We start from the raw sequence: 18,126 nt of genomic DNA, 5'->3' as shown, positions 1-18,126 counted from the left end.
ACCTGACCCCATGCCGAACTCAGAAGTGAAACGCCGTAGCGCCGATGGTAGTGTGGGGTCTCCCCATGTGAGAGTAGGGAACTGCCAGGCATCAATTAAGAAGAACCCCGTACCGAAAGGTGCGGGGTTTTTTGCTTTGTGCGTCAGAAATGATGCCGGGTGGCTTTGTAGGCCCGGTAAGCGCAGCGCCAGCGGGCAAATTAGGCCACACGATCTTACTGGAATAAAAGCAGGGAAGGTTTTGATAAACGCAGAAAAGCAAAAACCCAGCCATAGGCTGGGTTCTTTAAATAGTGGTGCCCGGACTCGGAATCGAACCAAGGATTCGTTTCTAAAACAATGAAATCACCGAATAACGGTAAGTTACCCACACGTTTCAATTCCGAATGTACCACCGCTCTGTACCATTACTCAAGCTTTCTTAGCGGGAAATCATGAACGTTTATTTTATGTGATAACCCCCAAAAATTTGGGGCCGTTAATAGTTGACTAAGTTTAGTCAATCCTCGATAAAGTTAGATTTCAGGATTTCTCTTACGAGCGAATCATTTTTATCAGGTTTGTAAAGGAGTTACAGATGGCGAAATGTAGTTGTTGTGGTAAGGTACTGAACCGCGGGATTTGGACTGCTGATGGGAAACATAAAAGCTGCCCGTTGTGTTCAGCTACGCATGGGGTTCAGCACGTCTTCCGACGTTACCCTGAGGATTTTGGCACTACTGATGCCCGAGTCACAGCGTCAAATCCTGATGGTGCTCAGAGTTATTGTATTGACTGTCGCGGAGTTGATACAGGACAACCATCTCCGGTCGATCTCACCAAACAGAGATTGTGTAATACAGTGAAAACTTAATGATTTTAAATCAATTAGATGCAGTCGAGTGGTTGAAGACACTCCCTTCTGGGAGTGTTGATCTGTTTGTCACAGACCCTCCGTATGAATCCCTAGAAAAACATAGAAAAATCGGTACAACAACACGATTAAAAGTTAGTAAATCTTCGAGTAATGAATGGTTTGCAATCTTTCCAAATAGTAGATTTGGAGAGCTGCTGACTGAAATGTACCGAGTTTTGAAAAATAATCGTCATTTGTACATTTTCTGTGATCAGGAAACGATGTTTCATTTGAAGCCAGTTGCCGAAGAGGTTGGGTTTAAGTTCTGGAAGCCGATCGTTTGGAACAAGATGGCCATCGGTATGGGGTACCATTACCGCGCCAAGTACGAATTTGTCCTGTTTTTCGAGAAAGGGAAGAGAAAACTCAATAACTTAGGCATACCCGATATTTTAGAAGCCAAGAGAGTTATGCGTGGTTATCCGACTGAAAAACCAGTTGATCTCATTAAGATTTTGATCGAGCAAAGTACCATTCAGGGTGAGTCTGTATGTGATCCTTTTTTTGGGTCTGGTTCTGCCCTGATTGCCGCTTCTGAGCTAGAACGTACGTTTATGGGGAACGATATCTCTTCATCAGCACATGATTATTTTAAAAAAAGGTTGTCTGAAACGGTTCCTGGTAAATGATGTTTTTTATGATAGTACGCCTTTAACTACTAATTCTGGCTCGTACACCAGATAGTTTTATTGCATACATCAAGGCAGGAGGTGAGGTTAGGTTGTCACTGTGCACTTAGTTGACAAGCACGGTCATTCCTGGTGCGAACACCTAACCTCAAAAGCTTTTAAATCAAACACTAACTATCATACGGTCATCATTTTGCAGATGGATTCGTCACATTCAGTCTGCAATGCTTCTGATTTGTAGAGGGGCTTGCGTTTGCTGTCTTCCAGCCAGTCGTGAATTATGTCGTTTTCCGGCGAGTGGAACATTCCTGTTTTACCATTGAGTACGTCTTCAATGATGTATCGCTCCCGGATTAGCTCGTCATTCTGCATGGCACGTGAAGCCCATACATCAGCGATCATCTCGATATCGGCATCAGTTAATGACTCTTCCGCTTCAAGCTGCTTTTCTGCCAGCCTTAGCATCATGTCGATCTGAATGATTTTTGCGGGTGCTCGTTCTCTGGCCTCCCTTACGTCTTTGGTATCAAGGGTAAACTTGATCTCACGTTTATTGAGGATGCCTTGCAGGTGTTTTGGGACGGCCTTACGGACGAGGTAAACGCCGAAGCAGTTCTTTGTTGGCTGTATCATAATGCCCATTTTGTACCACCTTTCTGTACCACCGGGTAGCGGGGCCGGAGGAAATTAAAAAGAGGTAACTACTGGTAAACCAACAAGTTGTTGACCTAAAAAGCAAAAACCCCCGCCTAAGCGAGGGTTCCAAATGAGTGGTGCCCGGACTCGGAATCGAACCAAGGACACGGGGATTTTCAATCCCCTGCTCTACCGACTGAGCTATCCGGGCAACGGAGCGCATTAAACCGCAATCACGCTCGAGCGTCAACATTATTTCGGGAAAAGCTGTTCAACTGCTTAAGTTTGCGGCAATCTGGCGGTTTACGCGCCGAATACGTCGAATTTAACAGGTTCGCTTAAGTCAGTGCCCCGCCCATACGGCACTGGGCGAAGCGCAGAATGTCCTCCGCCAGACGGTGAGCAGTATCCACATCCGCCTGACTACGGTTCACCAGCATGCGGCTCAGGCAACCTTCCAGCACCAGCTCCATCTGCTTCGCCACCATCGCCGGGTCATCCACTTCAAGCGTGGTCAGCAGTTCGTGGGTAAAATCATGCGCCGCACGTTTTTGCTGATCCGCCAGCTGATGGATGGGGTGGCCTGGATCGGGGAAGTACGTACAGGCGGCAATGAACAGACAGCCCGGATAGCGGTTGTTGCTGACGCATTCCGTCAGGGCGGTATAACGCGCCAGCAGCTTTTGCTCTGCCGTGAGCTCTTCATTCAGCATCAACTGCCTGCGCCAGATATCCACCTGCTGGCTGAGGTAGCGCAGGGCGTCATAGAGCAGCGCCTCTTTATCGGGCCAGAAGCGGGTAAGCTCGTCCAGAGGGTAATCGATACGGTCGGCGACCATCTCAAGCGTGGTGCTGGCGATCCCTTGAATCTCAAGTAATTGCAGGGCTTGTCCCAGTACGTCTTCACGTTGCACGGTTATCTCCTCCGCTATTCCCAACGGTTTGTCCCGTTTAAAGTGTTGTTTACGGTTGGCGATTGCGCAAATGCGCGTTAAATGCCGCTGCATCCATAAACCCGGTTACACGCTGTTCTGGCTGCTCCTGACCCTGCTGATTGAAGAACAGAATGGTTGGCAGCCCGAGCACGTTAAGCTGCTTCAGCAGAGCCTTATCCTGCGCATTATTGGCGGTCACGTTCGCCTGAAGCAAAACGGTCTCTTTCAGGGCACTTTGCACCTGCGGATCGCTAAAGGTATATTTCTCAAACTCTTTGCAGGCAACGCACCAGTCGGCATAGAGATCGAGCATCACCGGTTTGCCTTTTGCCTGTGCGAGCGCGCTGTTGAGCTCATCAACGTTCTTAATCTGGATGAAGTTCAGATGCGCCTGCGTCTGGCCTACCGGCGAGCCGAACGCCCAGTCCTGAAGAGGACGCACGCTCACCAGCGCGGCGGCGAGCAGGAGGATTTGCACCAGGCGCATCCACGTTTTTTTTGCGCCCAGGCTGACGATAAATGCCCAGGCGAAGAAGGCCACGCCGAGCATTGCCCACAGGCGAATGCCCCAGGCGTCACCGATGATGCGCTCCAGCAGAAACACAGGCAGCGCCAGAATCACAAAGCCAAACGCCGTTTTTACCGTCTCCATCCACGGGCCACTCTTCGGCAGCAGACGGTTGCCGAACACCGTCACCAGAATCAGCGGCAGGCCCATGCCCAGCGCGTAAAGGTACAGCGTACCGCCGCCGAGCCACATGTTGCCGCTCTGGGCGATATACAGCAGGATGGCGCTCAGCGGCGCGGTGGTGCAGGGGGAGCAGATCAGCCCTGCTATCGCGCCCATCGCAAACACCCCGCCTGCCGAACCGCCCTGCTGACGGTTACTCATCAGCGTTAAGCGGGTTTGCAGCGAGGAGGGCAGCTGCAGCGTGAACAGGCCAAACATCGACAGCGCCAGCAGGATAAACACCACCGACAAGCCAATAAGGACGTAAGGATGCTGCAGTGCGGCCTGGAACTGTAACCCGGCAGCGGCAACCACAAGGCCGAGCGCGGTGTATGTCAGCGCCATACCCTGCACGTAGATGAAGGCCAGCAGCAGCGCGCGGGCGGTAGAGAGGCGTTGTTTGCCGCCCAGCACGATGCCGGAAATGAGCGGGTACATCGGCAGGACGCACGGCGTAAAGGCGATGCCGATGCCGATCAGTAAGGCCCACAGCGCGGAGAACGGAAGGTCTGACGCGGCTTCACTTTTACCGCTCTCCCCAGAGGGGAGAGGGGAGAAATCGGCGGCAGCCTTAACTTCGCTGAGCGGAACGACCTTCGTTTCAGGCGGATAGCAGAATCCGGCATCCGCGCACCCCTGATAGGTCACCGTCAGGGTCGCACCTTTATCGGCCTGATTCACCGTAACGGGCACGCTTAAGCGCTGGCGGTAGATTTCACTCTTACCGTAAAACTCGTCCTCGTGCCACTCGCCCGCGGGCATCTGCAGTGCGCCCACCTTCGCCTGGGCAGGCGTAATGCTCACCTGCTTGCGGTAGAGGTAGTAACCTTCTTTCACCTGCCAGGTAAGATTGAGATCGTGCTTGTTTTGCTGAAAGTCGAAAACGAACGCCTGGTCGGCAGGAATAAAGTTCGAACGGCCGGGTGCGTCAAACAACCCGGCAAAAGCTGACGTGCTGCACAGCAGCAGGATCAGCGTAAGGAAGCGTTGAGCCATGAGAGATAGTCGTTATCGCCGTGGACCACTGGCAGCACCAGCAGTTCCGGAGTTTGGTAAGGATGATGAGATTTGAGGCAGTCGAGAAGCGCCTGCTGATTCGCCGGATTGGTTTTGAGCAACATCTGGACTTCGTACTCCTGCTCCAGCTTGCCTTCCCAGTAATAAAGGGAGGTGGCTCCGGGGAGGAGCGTCACGCAGGCAGCCAGTTTTTCGGCCAGCACTTTGGCGGCGAGATCCTGGGCAGTGGCTTCATCAGGGGCGGTGCACAGTACGACAACAGCATCAGGCGTGTTCACAAGTCGACCTCCTCATCACGAAAGTCTTCACTATATCACGCAAGGCAGTTGGTCATTAATGAAACGGGCCGCAGAGCGGCCCGATTTTAACTATTTTTACAACGGCAATCCGTTTACAGCACAATGCCGCCGATGATAAAGCCGAGGATCACGCAAAGCGTAATAGCGACGACGCCCGGGATCAGGAACGCGTGGTTAAACACGTACTTACCGATACGCGTTGAACCTGTGTCATCCATTTCAACCGCCGCCAGCAGGGTTGGGTAGGTTGGCAATACGAACAGCGCAGAAACCGCCGCGAAAGAGGCAATTGCCGTCAGCGGCGTCACACCCAGCATCAGAGCCGCAGGCATCAGCGCTTTGGTGGTGGCGGCCTGAGAGTAGAGCAGGGTCGCCGCAAAGAACAGCACGACGGCCAGCAGCCACGGATAGTTGTGCAGCAGGTCGCCGGCAACGGTCTGGATGTCGCTGATGTGCGCTTTCACGAAGGTATCACCGAGCCAGGCTACGCCCAATACGCACACGCAGGCGCTCATACCGGACTTGAAGGTGCTGGCGTTCAGCACTTCGCTGGTGTCAATTTTACAGGTGATGCTAATCAGCGTTGCGATGGTCAGCATGAACACCACAATCGCTTCGTTACGCGGCAGGACCGGGTTCTGGATCAGGCCCACGGTGTCGCTGATGGCGGTCGCGTAGAACATGACCGCGACAATACCGATCAGGAACAGCAGCACGGAGCGTTTTGCGTGTGGCTTCAGCTCGAAGACCTGGCTGCCGCGCAGCTTCACTTCACCTTTCGCCAGGCGTTCCTGGTAAACCGGATCGTCTTTCAGCTCGGCACCAAGGAAATTACACAGCACGGCGGTGATCATGACCGCAATCAGCGTCACCGGAATACAGATCGCCAGCAGCGTCAGGTAGCTCACGCCCATCGGCTCAAGGATACCGGCGAAGAAGACCACCGCAGCGGAAATCGGCGAGGCGGTAATCGCAATCTGGGACGCGACGACGGCAATAGAGAGCGGACGCGACGGGCGAATACCTTGTTCCTTCGCCACTTCAGTAATCACTGGCAGCGTAGAGAAGGCGGTGTGGCCCGTACCGGCGAGAATGGTCATAAACCAGGTCACCAGCGGGGCAAGGAAGGTAATGTATTTTGGATGGCGGCGCAGCATACGCTCCGCCAGGCTCACCAGGTAGTCCATACCGCCTGCGACCTGCATGGCCGCGATAGCCGCAATAACAGCCATGATGATTTCGATAACGTCAAAAGGGATTGCGCCGGGTTTAATCTGAAAGATAAGGGTAAGAACGAGCACCCCGAGACCCCCGGCAAAACCGATGCCGATCCCCCCGAGTCGTGCGCCCAAATAAATCGCCAACAAGACGATGACGAGTTCTGCTCCAAACATAAGTGCCTTCCTTGTTTATTAACAAGTTGATATTGAAATGTTGTGTAATTGGTAATGCTTAAAAAGAAAAAAGGCACGTCACAAGTGACGTGCCTTTCGGAAGCTTAGCCTGAACTGTTACTGTTCGCTTTCATCGGTATATCGTTTCGCTTTATACGCCGGGTGCATCAGGTTCTGGGCCGAGAAGATATCGTCCAGCTCAGCTTCGGTCAACAGTCCGCGCTCCAGCACGACTTCACGCACGCTCTTACCGGTTTCGGCACAGATCTTACCGACAATATCGCCGTTGTGGTGGCCGATGAACGGGTTGAGGTAGGTGACGATCCCGATGGAGTTATAGACGTAGCCTTCACACACTTCTTTATTCGCGGTGATACCGTTGATGCATTTTTCCAGCAGGTTGTAGCAGGCGTTGGTCAGGATATGAATGGATTCAAACATCGCCTGGCCAATCACTGGCTCCATCACGTTCAGCTGCAGCTGACCCGCTTCAGAGGCCATGGTCACGGTGGTGTCGTTACCGATGACTTTGAAGCAAACCTGATTCACCACCTCTGGCACGACCGGGTTCACCTTGGCCGGCATGATGGATGAACCCGCCTGCAGTTCTGGCAGGTTGATTTCATTCAGGCCAGCGCGCGGACCGGAAGAGAGCAGGCGCAGGTCGTTACAAATTTTGGACAGTTTCACCGCCAGACGTTTCAGGGCGCTGTGAACCATGACGTAGGCGCCGCAGTCGGAGGTCGCTTCAATCAGGTCTTCTGCAGGCACAACCGGCAGGTTGGACACTTCAGCCAGCTTCTGTACCGCCAGCTGCTGATAGCCATCCGGGGTGTTCAGGCGTGTACCGATGGCGGTGGCGCCCAGGTTCACTTCCAGCAGCAGCTCGGAGGTACGCAGCAGGTTTTTGGTCTCTTCGTTCAGCAGCACGTTAAACGCGTGGAATTCCTGACCGAGGGTCATGGGTACTGCGTCCTGCAGCTGGGTACGACCCATTTTCAGGATATCCTGGAACTCAACCGCTTTACGCTGGAAGCCATCGCCCAGCTGGTTGATTGCGTCCACCAGTTTCACCACGGAGGCATACACCGCGATGCGGAAGCCGGTTGGGTAGGCGTCGTTGGTAGACTGACACTTGTTAACGTGATCGTTCGGGTTGAGGTACTGGTATTCACCTTTCTGGTGTCCCATCAGCTCCAGGCCAATGTTTGCCAGCACTTCGTTGGTATTCATGTTGACGGAGGTGCCCGCGCCGCCCTGGTAGACGTCAACCGGGAACTGATCCATGCATTTGCCGTTGTTCAGCACTTCATCGCACGCGGCGATAATCGCATTTGCAGCGCTCTTAGGAATGGTCTGCAGCTCTTTGTTTGCCAGTGCTGCGGCTTTCTTCACCATCACCATGCCACGGACAAACTCAGGGATGTCGCTGATTTTGCTGTTGCTGATGTAGAAGTTTTCAATCGCTCTCAGAGTGTGAACACCGTAGTAGGCATCCGCTGGAACTTCCCTGGTACCCAACAAGTCTTCTTCGATACGAATGTTGTTTAACATGTGAACCTTCTTTTCAAGCTGCCGATGGATTGTACTAAACACACAGTATATATGTGGTTTTGAATATTTTCTGACCGACGATTATTCCCTCAATCGGCCAGATGCTCGAGATCATATGCTGATGATAGCGAATTGCCGTAAGCTGGATCACTTATTATCGTCCCGATTCCATGATAATTATTAATCTGTGAAATGTGTCACCGCTTTAATATTTCCGAAAAAAATATCCGTGCAAACCGATTGAATTTTGGCTAAACGTCGCCATCTCTAAAAAACGCGTTTTGCGAACACATTCAGACAGGGGCCAGATGGCGCCTGCCCTACAGGAGATGCCAGTGCGCTGGATACCGTTTATTGCTTTCTTTCTCTATGTTTACATTGAGATTTCGATTTTCATTCAGGTTGCCCACGTGCTGGGCGTGCTGCTGACGTTGATTCTGGTGATCTTCACCTCCGTCATCGGTATGTCGCTGGTGCGTAATCAGGGTTTCAAAAATTTCCTGTTAATGCAGCAGAAGATGGCCGCGGGCGAGAGTCCGGCAGCCGAGATGATCAAAAGCGTGTCGCTGATTATTGCGGGCCTGCTGCTGATCCTGCCGGGGTTCTTTACCGATTTCCTCGGCCTGTTGCTGCTGTTACCGCCGGTGCAGAAGCACCTGACCATGAAGCTGCTGCCGCATCTGCGTTTCAGCCGCATGCCGGGTGGCGGGTTCAGCACCGGGCCGGGCGATACGTTTGAAGGGGAGTATCAGCGCAAGGATGACCAGCGCGACCGGTTAGATCATAAAGACGATCGGTGATTTTTGTGCCCGGTGGCGCTTCGCTTACCGGGCCTACGTATTCTGCCGTTTCGCTAAAAACAGCCACAGCCCTGCCAGCATGACAATCGCGTACAGACTCTTCCATCCCACCATCGCCAGCAACAGCAGGCAAAGCACACCTCCGACGACCGCCAGTGCTTTGTAGCGACCTTTCAGAAGACGACAGCCCGCCAGCATGCACAGCAGGTAGATCATGATGAAAATGCCGTTGGCGTAAACGATCAGCGCGTCCAGATTGATATCCAGCGCGTAAATACACAGCGAACTTAGGACGCAGCAGCCCAGCACGGCATTCAGGGCATTCAGCGGAAGCTGGCGTTTAGACAGGCGCGCGAGGCGATTCTCAGGTTTGTCGAGCGCCTGCGACCACACCAGCCGGGCAAAGCTCTGGATATAAATATTCAGGCTGGCAAAACAGGCCAGATAGCCGATGACGCAGGCGATCCACAGCGCTTTCACACCGAACAGTTCAACCACAATGCCCGGCAGCGATGCCGCGGCGGCGAAATCGGCTCCGAAAGCCTTGAAGTGTAATACCAGCACGGTACACGCCCAGTAGACCGTACCCGCCAGCAGCAGGCCGATCATCAGCGCGCGGGGGAAATCACGTTCAGGCTGCTTAAATTCCGACGCCAGATGGGCAAAGGCTTCCAGGCCCACAAAACACCAGAACATGACGGAGAGCGCGGCGAAAAGCTGTGAATGGTCGACGTCTGTTATCGCCGGAAAGGGAATTTCCTTTATTGTGATATCGCCCGCCCACCAGATAGCGGCAACGAGCGCGACAATCAGCACCGCAACCAGCGTCTGCAGGTTGGCGTTGGAGCTGGCTCCGCGCGAGCCCACCCACCAGACGATAGCCAGCGTGCCCAGTTCTGCCAGCAACAGCTGCTCGTCATGCCAGCCAAACAGCGCCTGGCCAAAGCCGGTCGCAATATGCAGCGCCGCCGGAAGGCCAACCGGAATGACGGAGAGAAACAGCCAGCCGGTGACGCGCTCAAGGCGCGGACCAAACGCCATGCCAACAAAATGCGCCACGCCGCCCGCGCTGGGAAAATGCCGCCCGAGGATGGCGAAGACAATTGCCACCGGGAAAACCAGCACTATCAACACAGGCCACGCCCACAGGCTGTTATTCCCCGCGACTAGCGCCGCCAGCGCGGGAACCGCAAAAACGCCCGTGCCTAACAAAGATGTTGAGAGTAAGCCAATGCCCTGCGCCAGCCCCAACTCCTGCTTGAGTCCACTCATTTCCATCGTCCTGCCACCATCCAAAGAGAGGCGATGGTAACACTTTCGCAAATTTTTTTTCGATTCCCCCTTGAAGGGGGAAAAAGCTATCCCCATCTCTCAGGGCACTAGCCGGAAAACCGCGTGCGGCCCGGCGTCATCCATAACTGATAATGACTTTCTCAAAGGAGAGCTATCAATGAGTATTCGTCCGTTACATGATCGTGTGATCGTCAAACGTAAAGAAGTTGAAACCAAGTCTGCTGGCGGCATCGTTCTGACCGGTTCTGCAGCAGCCAAATCAACGCGTGGCGAAATCATCGCTGTCGGTAAGGGCCGCATCCTGGAAAACGGAACTGTGCAGCCGCTGGACGTTAAAGTTGGTGACATCGTCATTTTCAACGATGGCTACGGCGTGAAATCCGAGAAGATCGACAATGAAGAAGTGTTGATCATGTCCGAGAGCGACATTCTGGCAATTGTTGAAGCGTAATTTACGCACGAAACTGTACGAATTTGAGGAAATAAGAACATGGCAGCTAAAGACGTAAAATTCGGTAACGACGCTCGTGTAAAAATGCTCCGCGGCGTAAACGTATTGGCAGACGCAGTGAAAGTGACCCTGGGTCCGAAAGGTCGTAACGTAGTGCTGGACAAATCCTTCGGCGCGCCAACCATCACTAAAGATGGTGTTTCTGTTGCACGTGAAATCGAGCTGGAAGACAAGTTCGAAAACATGGGCGCGCAGATGGTGAAAGAAGTGGCCTCTAAAGCGAACGACGCTGCAGGCGACGGTACCACCACCGCGACCGTACTGGCGCAGGCTATCATCACTGAAGGTCTGAAAGCCGTTGCGGCGGGCATGAACCCAATGGATCTGAAACGTGGTATCGACAAAGCTGTCGCCTCCGCTGTTGAAGAACTGAAAGCGCTGTCCGTACCGTGCTCTGACTCTAAAGCCATTGCTCAGGTTGGTACCATCTCCGCTAACTCCGACGAAACCGTAGGTAAACTGATCGCAGAAGCGATGGATAAAGTCGGTAAAGAAGGCGTGATCACCGTTGAAGACGGTACCGGTCTGGAAGACGAACTGGACGTGGTTGAAGGTATGCAGTTCGACCGCGGTTACCTGTCCCCATACTTCATCAACAAGCCAGAGACTGGCGCTGTTGAGCTGGAAAGCCCGTTCATCCTGCTGGCTGACAAGAAAATCTCCAACATCCGCGAAATGCTGCCAGTGCTGGAAGCCGTTGCGAAAGCAGGTAAGCCGCTGGTTATCATCGCTGAAGACGTTGAAGGCGAAGCGCTGGCGACCCTGGTGGTTAACACCATGCGCGGCATCGTGAAAGTGGCTGCGGTTAAAGCACCTGGCTTCGGCGATCGTCGTAAAGCGATGCTGCAGGATATCGCTACCCTGACCGGCGGTACCGTGATCTCTGAAGAGATCGGTATGGAGCTGGAAAAAGCGACCCTGGAAGACCTGGGCCAGGCGAAACGCGTTGTGATCAACAAAGACACCACCACCATCATCGATGGCGTGGGTGAAGAAGCTGCTATTCAGGGCCGCGTTGGTCAGATCCGTAAGCAGATCGAAGAAGCGACTTCTGACTACGACCGTGAAAAACTGCAGGAGCGCGTAGCGAAACTGGCTGGCGGCGTTGCGGTAATCAAAGTCGGTGCGGCGACCGAAGTTGAAATGAAAGAGAAAAAAGCACGCGTTGACGATGCTCTGCACGCGACCCGTGCTGCGGTAGAAGAAGGCGTGGTTGCGGGTGGTGGCGTTGCGCTGGTGCGCGTGGCCGCTAAACTGGCTGGCCTGACCGCTCAGAACGAAGATCAGAACGTGGGTATCAAAGTTGCGCTGCGCGCAATGGAAGCGCCTCTGCGTCAGATCGTGTCCAACGCCGGTGAAGAGCCATCTGTGGTGGCGAACAACGTGAAAGCGGGCGAAGGTAACTACGGTTACAACGCGGCAACTGAAGAATACGGCAACATGATCGACTTCGGTATCCTGGACCCAACTAAGGTAACCCGTTCTGCTCTGCAGTACGCGGCCTCTGTTGCGGGTCTGATGATCACCACCGAGTGCATGGTGACCGACCTGCCAAAAGGCGATGCGCCTGACTTAGGTGCTGCAGGCATGGGCGGCATGGGTGGAATGGGCGGCATGATGTAATCATGTTGTTCTGAACCTCTCAGAACGAACCCCGGGCAGAAATGCCCGGGGTTTTTTATTGCTTGCTATTCGAAGGTCCCTTTGACGCACACGGCACCTTCACGCACCATCTGGCGGCCTTTGGCCCAGACTTCGCGGATCTTCAGGTCATCCGTCAGCACCAGGAGATCGGCATCGCATCCGGGCGCGATCCGTCCCTTATGCTCCAGACCGAGAAACGCCGCCACGTTTTGCGTAAACGGAAGAAGCGCCTCTTCCAGCGGCAGCTGATGTCGGCTGACCAGCTGCTGCAGCGTTTCGAGCAGAGACTCGAACCCCGCCACGCCCATACCCACCAGATTGCCGCTCTCATCAAATTTTGGCTGGCTGCCGTTGCCGTCCGAACTGAGCGTAAGCCGGTTAAACGGCACCTGCGCCTCGAGGGCCATCACGACGGCGCTGGCGGCGTCAATCGGTTCGCTGATGCTGGTCGTGATATCGATAAAGCCGCCTTCACGGGCATAGTTCAGTGCGGCATGGAAGAGCGCCTGGGCGCGGTTAACGTGGGTTGGCAGCAGTTTTACGCGGGGAACGTCGGCGTTATTCAGGATGCTAAATAGCGGCTCCAGCAGCGTTGGGCTGTTGCCGAGGTGAAACACGGATATGCCCGCTTTGGCACCCAACAGCCCGCCTACGCGGGACTGGGCAGCCATGCTGGCGAGCTGGTGGTCGGCGGGCGCGGAAGAGCGATGGTCAGAGATTGCGCATTTCACGCCGATAATTTTATCAATGAGCGCCACGTCTTTTTCTACGCTGCCGGTGATTGTCGGCGAAGGCAGCCCGTACGCGCCCGTCAGCATCCATGCGCTGATCCCTTCATGTTCAAGCGCCCGCGTTTTTGCCAGCAGCGATTCAGGATGGCGGGTTACGCCGTCGGTACCGAGAAGGCCCACAACGGAGGTGATGCCTGCGGCCACGAGTGCAGACAAGCGAACCTCTGGCGTGCGGGTGTGAGGGCCTGCCTCACCGCCGCCCCCGATCAAATGCACATGCTGGTCGATAAACCCCGGGCAAACCACCGCCCCGGCGAGATCGCTTTCCGGGCAGTCTGGCCTCGTTGTTTCGTGGCCTGCTTTTTCGATCGCCACGATTTTCCCCGCAGCGATCAGCAGATCGCAACGTCCTTTATCCTCCGGGGCGTACAGATGTGCGTTGCGGAAAAGGTGGGGTTTCAGCACTGAAAAATCCATTTTAATCTCCTCAGAAGAGTAGCTGCATCACCCACATTGAGATCAGGGCGTTAATGACGCAAAGAGTAATAATATGCGGATAATATTTCGGGTTCACGCCGGCGGTTCCCAGGCAGCGGCCGGTGTTTTGCACCGGATTGCCCATCAGATAGATGGCGGGCAGCAGGACGGTGGCATCGTGGCCGTTGAGCGTGCCGGCGGCGACCAGGCTGGCGCAAACGCCCACGCCGCCCCCCATACTCATCACCGAGGCCAGAAGAACCGTTGCCGCCGCGCCCGGAAGGCCCCACAGCGCCATAATCGGCTCACATATCTTGCCGACGATATCCAGCAGGCCGGTGACCTTGAGCGCCTGAATGATGACAAACGCCATGACGACGTTCGGCAACAGGCTGGTGGTGGCGATGGTAAAGCCGCGGCGGGCGCCATCAATAAACATATCCATGATATTTTTACGCGGCTGGGCGATCATGTTCTTCCTCCTGAAGATGATTTTCCATGTGGGCGATCCACAGGCGAAGGACGTTCGCGCCAACAAATTTAAACACCAGTATGACGGCCAGCGGCGTGATTACCGGAACGGTTATAAAGGTAAAGAGCGCGGCACCGGAAGAAAAATAGTTGGTAATGATGGCGCTACCGCTGGTCTGGAAGGTGGCGAAAATAGCGCGCTCCTGGTCCGTAATCGCGCCTTCATCGGTTAACTCTTTGGTCATCCCTGCCGCTGCATCGGTGTTTTGCAGGTTGGCAATCAGTGCCAGAGAGCAAACGCCCGGCACACCAAGCAGCGGACGTAAAACAGGCGTCATAAGCTGCTGCGCGGCACGCAGCCCGCCCAGCCCTTCGGTGACGGCAATAATACCGAGCGATAAGATGACCGAGGGAGCCAGCTCAAGGGCAAACAGGAAGCCGTCTTTCGCTCCCGTTCCGCCCGTTCCGCGAAACGTCAGGGCGCCATTAACCGGCCCAAAGCTGCCATTTAAGACGGTAAAGTCCAGTACGCGCCACCAGTCGGTGCTTTTTGCAAAAAAACCGGAGAAAAAAACGATGGTCAGCACAAACGCCAGATAGCCCACCCATGTCACTCTTTCCTCTCCTGAGGATGATGCACTCATGTAACCTCCTTTTCGTTGCGTACAAAAGTTGTACGTCGCATCACTAAAAACGATCGGAGAAGAAAACACGATATCCCAAAGGCCAATATCAGAATTCATTTAGGATATCAGGGAAGGGATGACTGGAATCAGGCTCGCAGAATTGCTCAACGTTTTTCTTTTGGTCATCTTTTAGGTATAAGGTTTACACACGGACAACTACTGTCCAGCTTATTGAAAACGAGGAATAACATGCGCGTAAAAGTCTGTGCAGGGATTGTAGGGGCAGCATTGCTGCTGGCGGGTTGTAGCTCCAGCAATGAGCTGTCGGCAGCGGGCCAGGGCGTTCGCTTTGTGGAAGATAAGCCGGGTAGTGAATGCCAGCTGTTAGGCACGGCAACCGGTGAGCAAAGTAACTGGATGTCAGGTCAGCATGGCGAAGAAGGTGGCTCTATGCGCGGTGCGGCGAATGCCCTGCGTAACCAGGCTGCGGCAATGGGCGGTAACGTGATTTACGGCGTGAGCAGCCCAACGCAGGGTATGCTGTCCAGCTTCGTGCCGACCGCCAGCCAGATGAATGGCCAGGTCTATAAGTGCCCGAACTGATTGCCTTTTCCCTCTCCCTGTGGGAGAGGGTTAGGGTGAGGGTGAGGGGAAACTAGCACTGCCGCAGCTGCAAATCCAGCGGCGTCTTGCTCGGCTCACCGCCAATCTCGCGCGCCAGCTTCGGCACCATATAGCCTGAAACCAGCGTTAACAGTTCGCGCATAATCTGCCGGGCTTCTTCGTCCGTCACCATGAAATGGGCCGCGCCCTGAACGCGATCCAGCACGTGCAGGTAATAGGGCATTACGCCTGCATCAAACAGGGCATTGCTCAGATCCGCCAGCACCCGGGCGCTGTCATTCACGCCGCGCAGCAGCACGCTCTGGTTCAGCAGCGTCACGCCCGCTTTACGCAGTCGCGCCATCCCCGCGCGAAACGCATCGTCAATTTCGTTCGCGTGGTTAATATGGTTCACCAGCAGCACCTGCAGGCGGGACTGCTCAAGGCGTGACACCAGGCCGTCGGTGATACGTGCCGGAATGACAATCGGTAAGCGGCTATGAATGCGCAGGCGCTTAATGTGCGGGATGGCTTCAAGCTGCGTCAGCAGCCAGTCCAGCTCATGATCTTTCGCCATCAGCGGGTCGCCGCCGGAAAAAATGATCTCATCCAGCTCCGGATGGGCGGCGATATAGTCCAGCGCGACCTGCCAGTTGCGTTTATTGCCCTGATTTTCGGCGTACGGGAAGTGCCGGCGGAAGCAATAACGACAATTTACCGCACATCCGCCTTTGACCAGCAGCAGGGCGCGGTTGAGATACTTATGCAGTAAACCGGGCACCACGCTGTTCTGCTCTTCCAGCGGGTCGGTGCTGTAACCCGGCGCGGTGACAAACTCATCCTGCGAAGTAAGCGTTTGTTTTAATAACGGATCGTCGGGGTTGCCTTTCTCCATCCGCGCCACAAACGCACGGGGAACGCGCAGGGCAAAAAGGCGCTTTGCCTCGCGGCCTGCAAGCAACTCTTCGCGTTGATCGAGGTCTAAAAGACGCAGCAATTCATCAGGACTGGTGATTACATCGGCAAGTTGCGATAACCAATCTTCTCTGGACGGGGTGTTTAGGGTTACAATATGCGCCATTTTGTGGCTTAGCTACCAGTTAACAAATTTAGAGGGCCTTATGGCAACGTACTATAGCAACGATTTTCGTGCTGGTCTTAAAATCATGATGGACGGCGAACCGTACGCGGTTGAAGCCAGCGAATTCGTTAAACCAGGTAAAGGTCAGGCATTCGCACGCGTTAAGCTGCGCCGTCTGCTGACCGGTACCCGTGTTGAGAAAACCTTCAAGTCTACTGACTCCGCTGAAGGCGCTGATGTTGTTGATATGAACCTGACCTATCTGTACAACGACGGCGAGTTCTGGCATTTCATGAACAACTCCACTTTCGAACAGCTGTCTGCTGATGAGAAAGCGGTAGGCGACAGCGCTAAATGGCTGCTGGATCAGGCTGAGTGCATCGTGACCCTGTGGAACGGCCAGCCTATCGCTGTGACCCCACCAAACTTCGTAGAATTGGAAATCGTTGAAACCGATCCAGGTCTGAAAGGTGACACCGCAGGTACCGGCGGTAAGCCAGCTAAACTGTCTACCGGCGCTGTGGTTAAAGTGCCACTGTTCGTTCAGACAGGCGAAGTGATCAAAGTGGATACCCGCTCTGGCGAATACGTGTCCCGCGTGAAGTAATTTACGTCATGATTAAAGGCGCAGCGCCCGCTGCGCCTGATTTTTGCAGGCAGGGATGATGAAACGTACCGTTAAAATTCTGCTTCTGTTAGCGCTGACCAGCGCACTCCTTTCTGGATGCAATACCGCGCGCGGCGTGGGTGAAGACATCAAAGATCTTGGCCACGTCATTTCTAATGCAGCCAGCTAATTTCGTCTAATTTTCTTAAAAATGCTTCCTGCGCCGTCAAATGACGGGATCTTGTCTATCCTTAAGTTGCTATACACAAAACAACTTTGGCTATAAAAGGAAGATATTATGGTTAAGAAAACAATTGCAGCGATCTTTTCTGTTCTGGTGCTCTCTTCTGTACTGACTGCATGTAATACCACCCGCGGTGTAGGGGAAGATATCTCCGATGGTGGCAATGCTATTTCTGGTGCAGCCACTAAAGCTCAGAACTAATGACGCACTGACGGTACGGCGCACCACTCTTACCGTACCGTCAATTCTCTGCTTCCTGCAGGGATAAAAACGGAGAATAGCGCGTGTCCATATGCAGCTTCATCCTGATATTACGCTTGTAGGTATAAACCGTTTTTCCGTTAATACTTAAATGGCTGGCAATCTTCTGGTTGCTCGCGCCGTCCATCCACAGCGTTAGCACTTTCTCCTCCTGACGAGTCAGCAGCGGGGCGACAATCTGCGGCATTTCAACGCTTGCGCATGACGTTAGCGCGTCATTAATCACCATCGCCACTTCTTCTAAATCGGCATTTTTCAACAGCGAAGCCCATACCGGGAATTGTGTCAGGTAGTTTGTCATGTCTTGTTCTTCGCCCGACTGGAGTAAAATAAAGGGCTGCGTTTCGCTGGCAATCATCAGGGAAGAGAGTTGCTGAAAATGATGAAAATCGTGTCGAAAACCGTGTAAGTCAGCGATAACCAGCGTCGGTTTCCACTGCAGGATATGCTCTCTGGCGAGGAAGAGATTATTTAACCCGGTCACGACGAAGTGACCCGGAAAAAGACCAGAATGATTGAGCCATGCTTCAAAACCCGTACGGGTGAAGTGGCAACGGTCAATCAAAAGAATTTTGAACATAGTGGATTCGCAGTCGGCTAGTGGTTTGGCTTCCTGCCATCAGAAAGCACATCATCATAGAGAAGTCGGATGAGTGATAAATGCCTGAACTGCGCGCCATACTGCGGC

Annotated in this window: 20 protein-coding genes, 1 tRNA gene and 1 rRNA gene; 9 read left to right on the top strand and 13 right to left on the bottom strand. The window is 54.0% G+C overall.

Annotated elements, in window-relative coordinates; genetic code table 11:
* Together rrf and KK102_RS18030 are read left to right on the top strand one after the other, a co-directional pair.
* Window positions 1-90, top strand: a 5S ribosomal RNA gene (gene rrf, locus KK102_RS18035); the annotation flags it as partial.
* 762 nt (window positions 91-852) lie between these two features.
* Window positions 853-1,524 (top strand): DNA-methyltransferase, encoded by a 672-nt coding sequence (locus KK102_RS18030; protein WP_216358151.1) that lies wholly within the window; start codon window positions 853-855, stop codon window positions 1,522-1,524.
* 177 nt (window positions 1,525-1,701) lie between these two features.
* Here the strand turns inward: KK102_RS18030 and KK102_RS18025 are convergent, their stop codons facing one another.
* The 7 genes from KK102_RS18025 to aspA form a co-directional block, all read right to left on the bottom strand.
* Window positions 1,702-2,166 (bottom strand): DUF6538 domain-containing protein, encoded by a 465-nt coding sequence (locus KK102_RS18025; protein WP_216358150.1) that lies wholly within the window; start codon window positions 2,164-2,166, stop codon window positions 1,702-1,704.
* Between the two features lie 129 nt (window positions 2,167-2,295).
* Window positions 2,296-2,371: transfer RNA gene (locus KK102_RS18020), tRNA-Phe, on the bottom strand.
* A gap of 127 nt (window positions 2,372-2,498) precedes the next feature.
* Complete coding sequence (locus tag KK102_RS18015; RefSeq protein WP_089601520.1) at window positions 2,499-3,074, bottom strand: transcriptional regulator; 576 nt, start codon at window positions 3,072-3,074, stop codon at window positions 2,499-2,501.
* A 49-nt stretch (window positions 3,075-3,123) separates the two neighbouring features.
* Window positions 3,124-4,821 (bottom strand): protein-disulfide reductase DsbD, encoded by a 1,698-nt coding sequence (locus KK102_RS18010; protein ID WP_216358149.1) that lies wholly within the window; start codon window positions 4,819-4,821, stop codon window positions 3,124-3,126.
* Window positions 4,797-5,120, bottom strand: a complete 324-nt coding sequence (gene cutA, locus KK102_RS18005) for a divalent cation tolerance protein CutA (RefSeq protein WP_010427778.1) — start codon at window positions 5,118-5,120, stop codon at window positions 4,797-4,799. Before cutA ends, KK102_RS18010 begins: the two co-directional genes overlap by 25 nt.
* A 113-nt stretch (window positions 5,121-5,233) precedes the next feature.
* Window positions 5,234-6,535: an anaerobic C4-dicarboxylate transporter gene (locus KK102_RS18000; protein WP_028016415.1), complete on the bottom strand. Its 1,302-nt coding sequence runs from the start codon at window positions 6,533-6,535 to the stop codon at window positions 5,234-5,236.
* A gap of 117 nt (window positions 6,536-6,652) precedes the next feature.
* The gene (gene aspA / locus KK102_RS17995; RefSeq protein ID WP_003855923.1) at window positions 6,653-8,089 is read right to left on the bottom strand and encodes an aspartate ammonia-lyase; all 1,437 of its coding nucleotides are present in this window, start codon (window positions 8,087-8,089) and stop codon (window positions 6,653-6,655) included.
* A gap of 335 nt (window positions 8,090-8,424) precedes the next feature.
* On the opposite strand from aspA, the gene KK102_RS17990 reads away from it, so the two are divergent.
* Entirely contained in the window at window positions 8,425-8,889 is a 465-nt protein-coding gene (locus KK102_RS17990; protein WP_010427775.1) for an FxsA family protein, read from the top strand.
* 33 nt (window positions 8,890-8,922) lie between these two features.
* Here KK102_RS17990 and yjeH read toward each other — a convergent pair whose 3' ends face one another.
* Window positions 8,923-10,161 (bottom strand): L-methionine/branched-chain amino acid transporter, encoded by a 1,239-nt coding sequence (gene yjeH, locus KK102_RS17985; protein ID WP_216358148.1) that lies wholly within the window; start codon window positions 10,159-10,161, stop codon window positions 8,923-8,925.
* Between the two features lie 178 nt (window positions 10,162-10,339).
* On the opposite strand from yjeH, the gene KK102_RS17980 reads away from it, so the two are divergent.
* Together KK102_RS17980 and groL are read left to right on the top strand one after the other, a co-directional pair.
* A complete protein-coding gene (locus KK102_RS17980; RefSeq protein ID WP_003855929.1) occupies window positions 10,340-10,633 on the top strand; it encodes a co-chaperone GroES in 294 nt (97 codons plus the stop codon).
* Window positions 10,634-10,672: 39 nt separating this feature from the next.
* Window positions 10,673-12,316 (top strand): chaperonin GroEL, encoded by a 1,644-nt coding sequence (gene groL / locus KK102_RS17975; protein ID WP_023310114.1) that lies wholly within the window; start codon window positions 10,673-10,675, stop codon window positions 12,314-12,316.
* Window positions 12,317-12,381: 65 nt separating this feature from the next.
* On the opposite strand, the gene iadA is transcribed toward groL, so the two are convergent.
* The 3 genes from iadA to KK102_RS17960 are packed head-to-tail and all read right to left on the bottom strand — an operon-like array spanning window position 12,382 to window position 14,660.
* Window positions 12,382-13,545, bottom strand: a complete 1,164-nt coding sequence (gene iadA / locus KK102_RS17970; RefSeq protein ID WP_216358147.1) for a beta-aspartyl-peptidase — start codon at window positions 13,543-13,545, stop codon at window positions 12,382-12,384.
* A 10-nt stretch (window positions 13,546-13,555) separates the two neighbouring features.
* Complete coding sequence (locus KK102_RS17965) at window positions 13,556-14,017, bottom strand: YjiG family protein (RefSeq protein ID WP_126545673.1); 462 nt, start codon at window positions 14,015-14,017, stop codon at window positions 13,556-13,558.
* A complete protein-coding gene (locus KK102_RS17960; RefSeq protein ID WP_126545672.1) occupies window positions 13,998-14,660 on the bottom strand; it encodes a nucleoside recognition domain-containing protein in 663 nt (220 codons plus the stop codon). The genes KK102_RS17965 and KK102_RS17960 overlap by 20 nt, the downstream gene beginning before the upstream one ends.
* Before the next feature lie 231 nt (window positions 14,661-14,891).
* Here KK102_RS17960 and KK102_RS17955 point away from each other — a divergent pair, with 231 nt between their 5' ends.
* On the top strand, window positions 14,892-15,245 hold the full coding sequence (locus KK102_RS17955; RefSeq protein ID WP_010427771.1) for a DUF4156 domain-containing protein: 354 nt from the start codon (window positions 14,892-14,894) through the stop codon (window positions 15,243-15,245).
* Between the two features lie 52 nt (window positions 15,246-15,297).
* Here the strand turns inward: KK102_RS17955 and epmB are convergent, their stop codons facing one another.
* Window positions 15,298-16,326, bottom strand: coding sequence for an EF-P beta-lysylation protein EpmB (epmB, locus tag KK102_RS17950; protein WP_126545671.1), 1,029 nt, complete (start codon window positions 16,324-16,326; stop codon window positions 15,298-15,300).
* A gap of 40 nt (window positions 16,327-16,366) precedes the next feature.
* Between epmB and efp the strand changes: the two genes are divergently transcribed.
* The 3 genes from efp to ecnB all read left to right on the top strand — a co-directional run bounded on the left by efp (window position 16,367) and on the right by ecnB (window position 17,378).
* Window positions 16,367-16,933, top strand: coding sequence for an elongation factor P (efp, locus tag KK102_RS17945; RefSeq protein ID WP_008502940.1), 567 nt, complete (start codon window positions 16,367-16,369; stop codon window positions 16,931-16,933).
* A 58-nt stretch (window positions 16,934-16,991) separates the two neighbouring features.
* Complete coding sequence (locus KK102_RS17940; protein ID WP_126545670.1) at window positions 16,992-17,123, top strand: entericidin A/B family lipoprotein; 132 nt, start codon at window positions 16,992-16,994, stop codon at window positions 17,121-17,123.
* A 108-nt stretch (window positions 17,124-17,231) separates the two neighbouring features.
* Window positions 17,232-17,378 carry a lipoprotein toxin entericidin B gene (ecnB, locus tag KK102_RS17935; RefSeq protein ID WP_003855942.1) on the top strand — a complete coding sequence of 49 codons (147 nt, stop codon included), beginning with the start codon at window positions 17,232-17,234 and terminating at the stop codon, window positions 17,376-17,378.
* Window positions 17,379-17,418: 40 nt separating this feature from the next.
* Here ecnB and KK102_RS17930 read toward each other — a convergent pair whose 3' ends face one another.
* Window positions 17,419-18,018 carry a helix-turn-helix transcriptional regulator gene (locus KK102_RS17930; RefSeq protein WP_126545669.1) on the bottom strand — a complete coding sequence of 200 codons (600 nt, stop codon included), beginning with the start codon at window positions 18,016-18,018 and terminating at the stop codon, window positions 17,419-17,421.
* Window positions 18,019-18,126 lie beyond the last annotated feature (108 nt).

The sequence above is a fragment of the Enterobacter quasimori genome (assembly GCF_018597345.1).
Lineage (GTDB): Bacteria > Pseudomonadota > Gammaproteobacteria > Enterobacterales > Enterobacteriaceae > Enterobacter > Enterobacter mori.
Note: the sequence above shows the minus strand (reverse complement) of the source record. Positions and strands in the feature narration are given on the sequence as shown.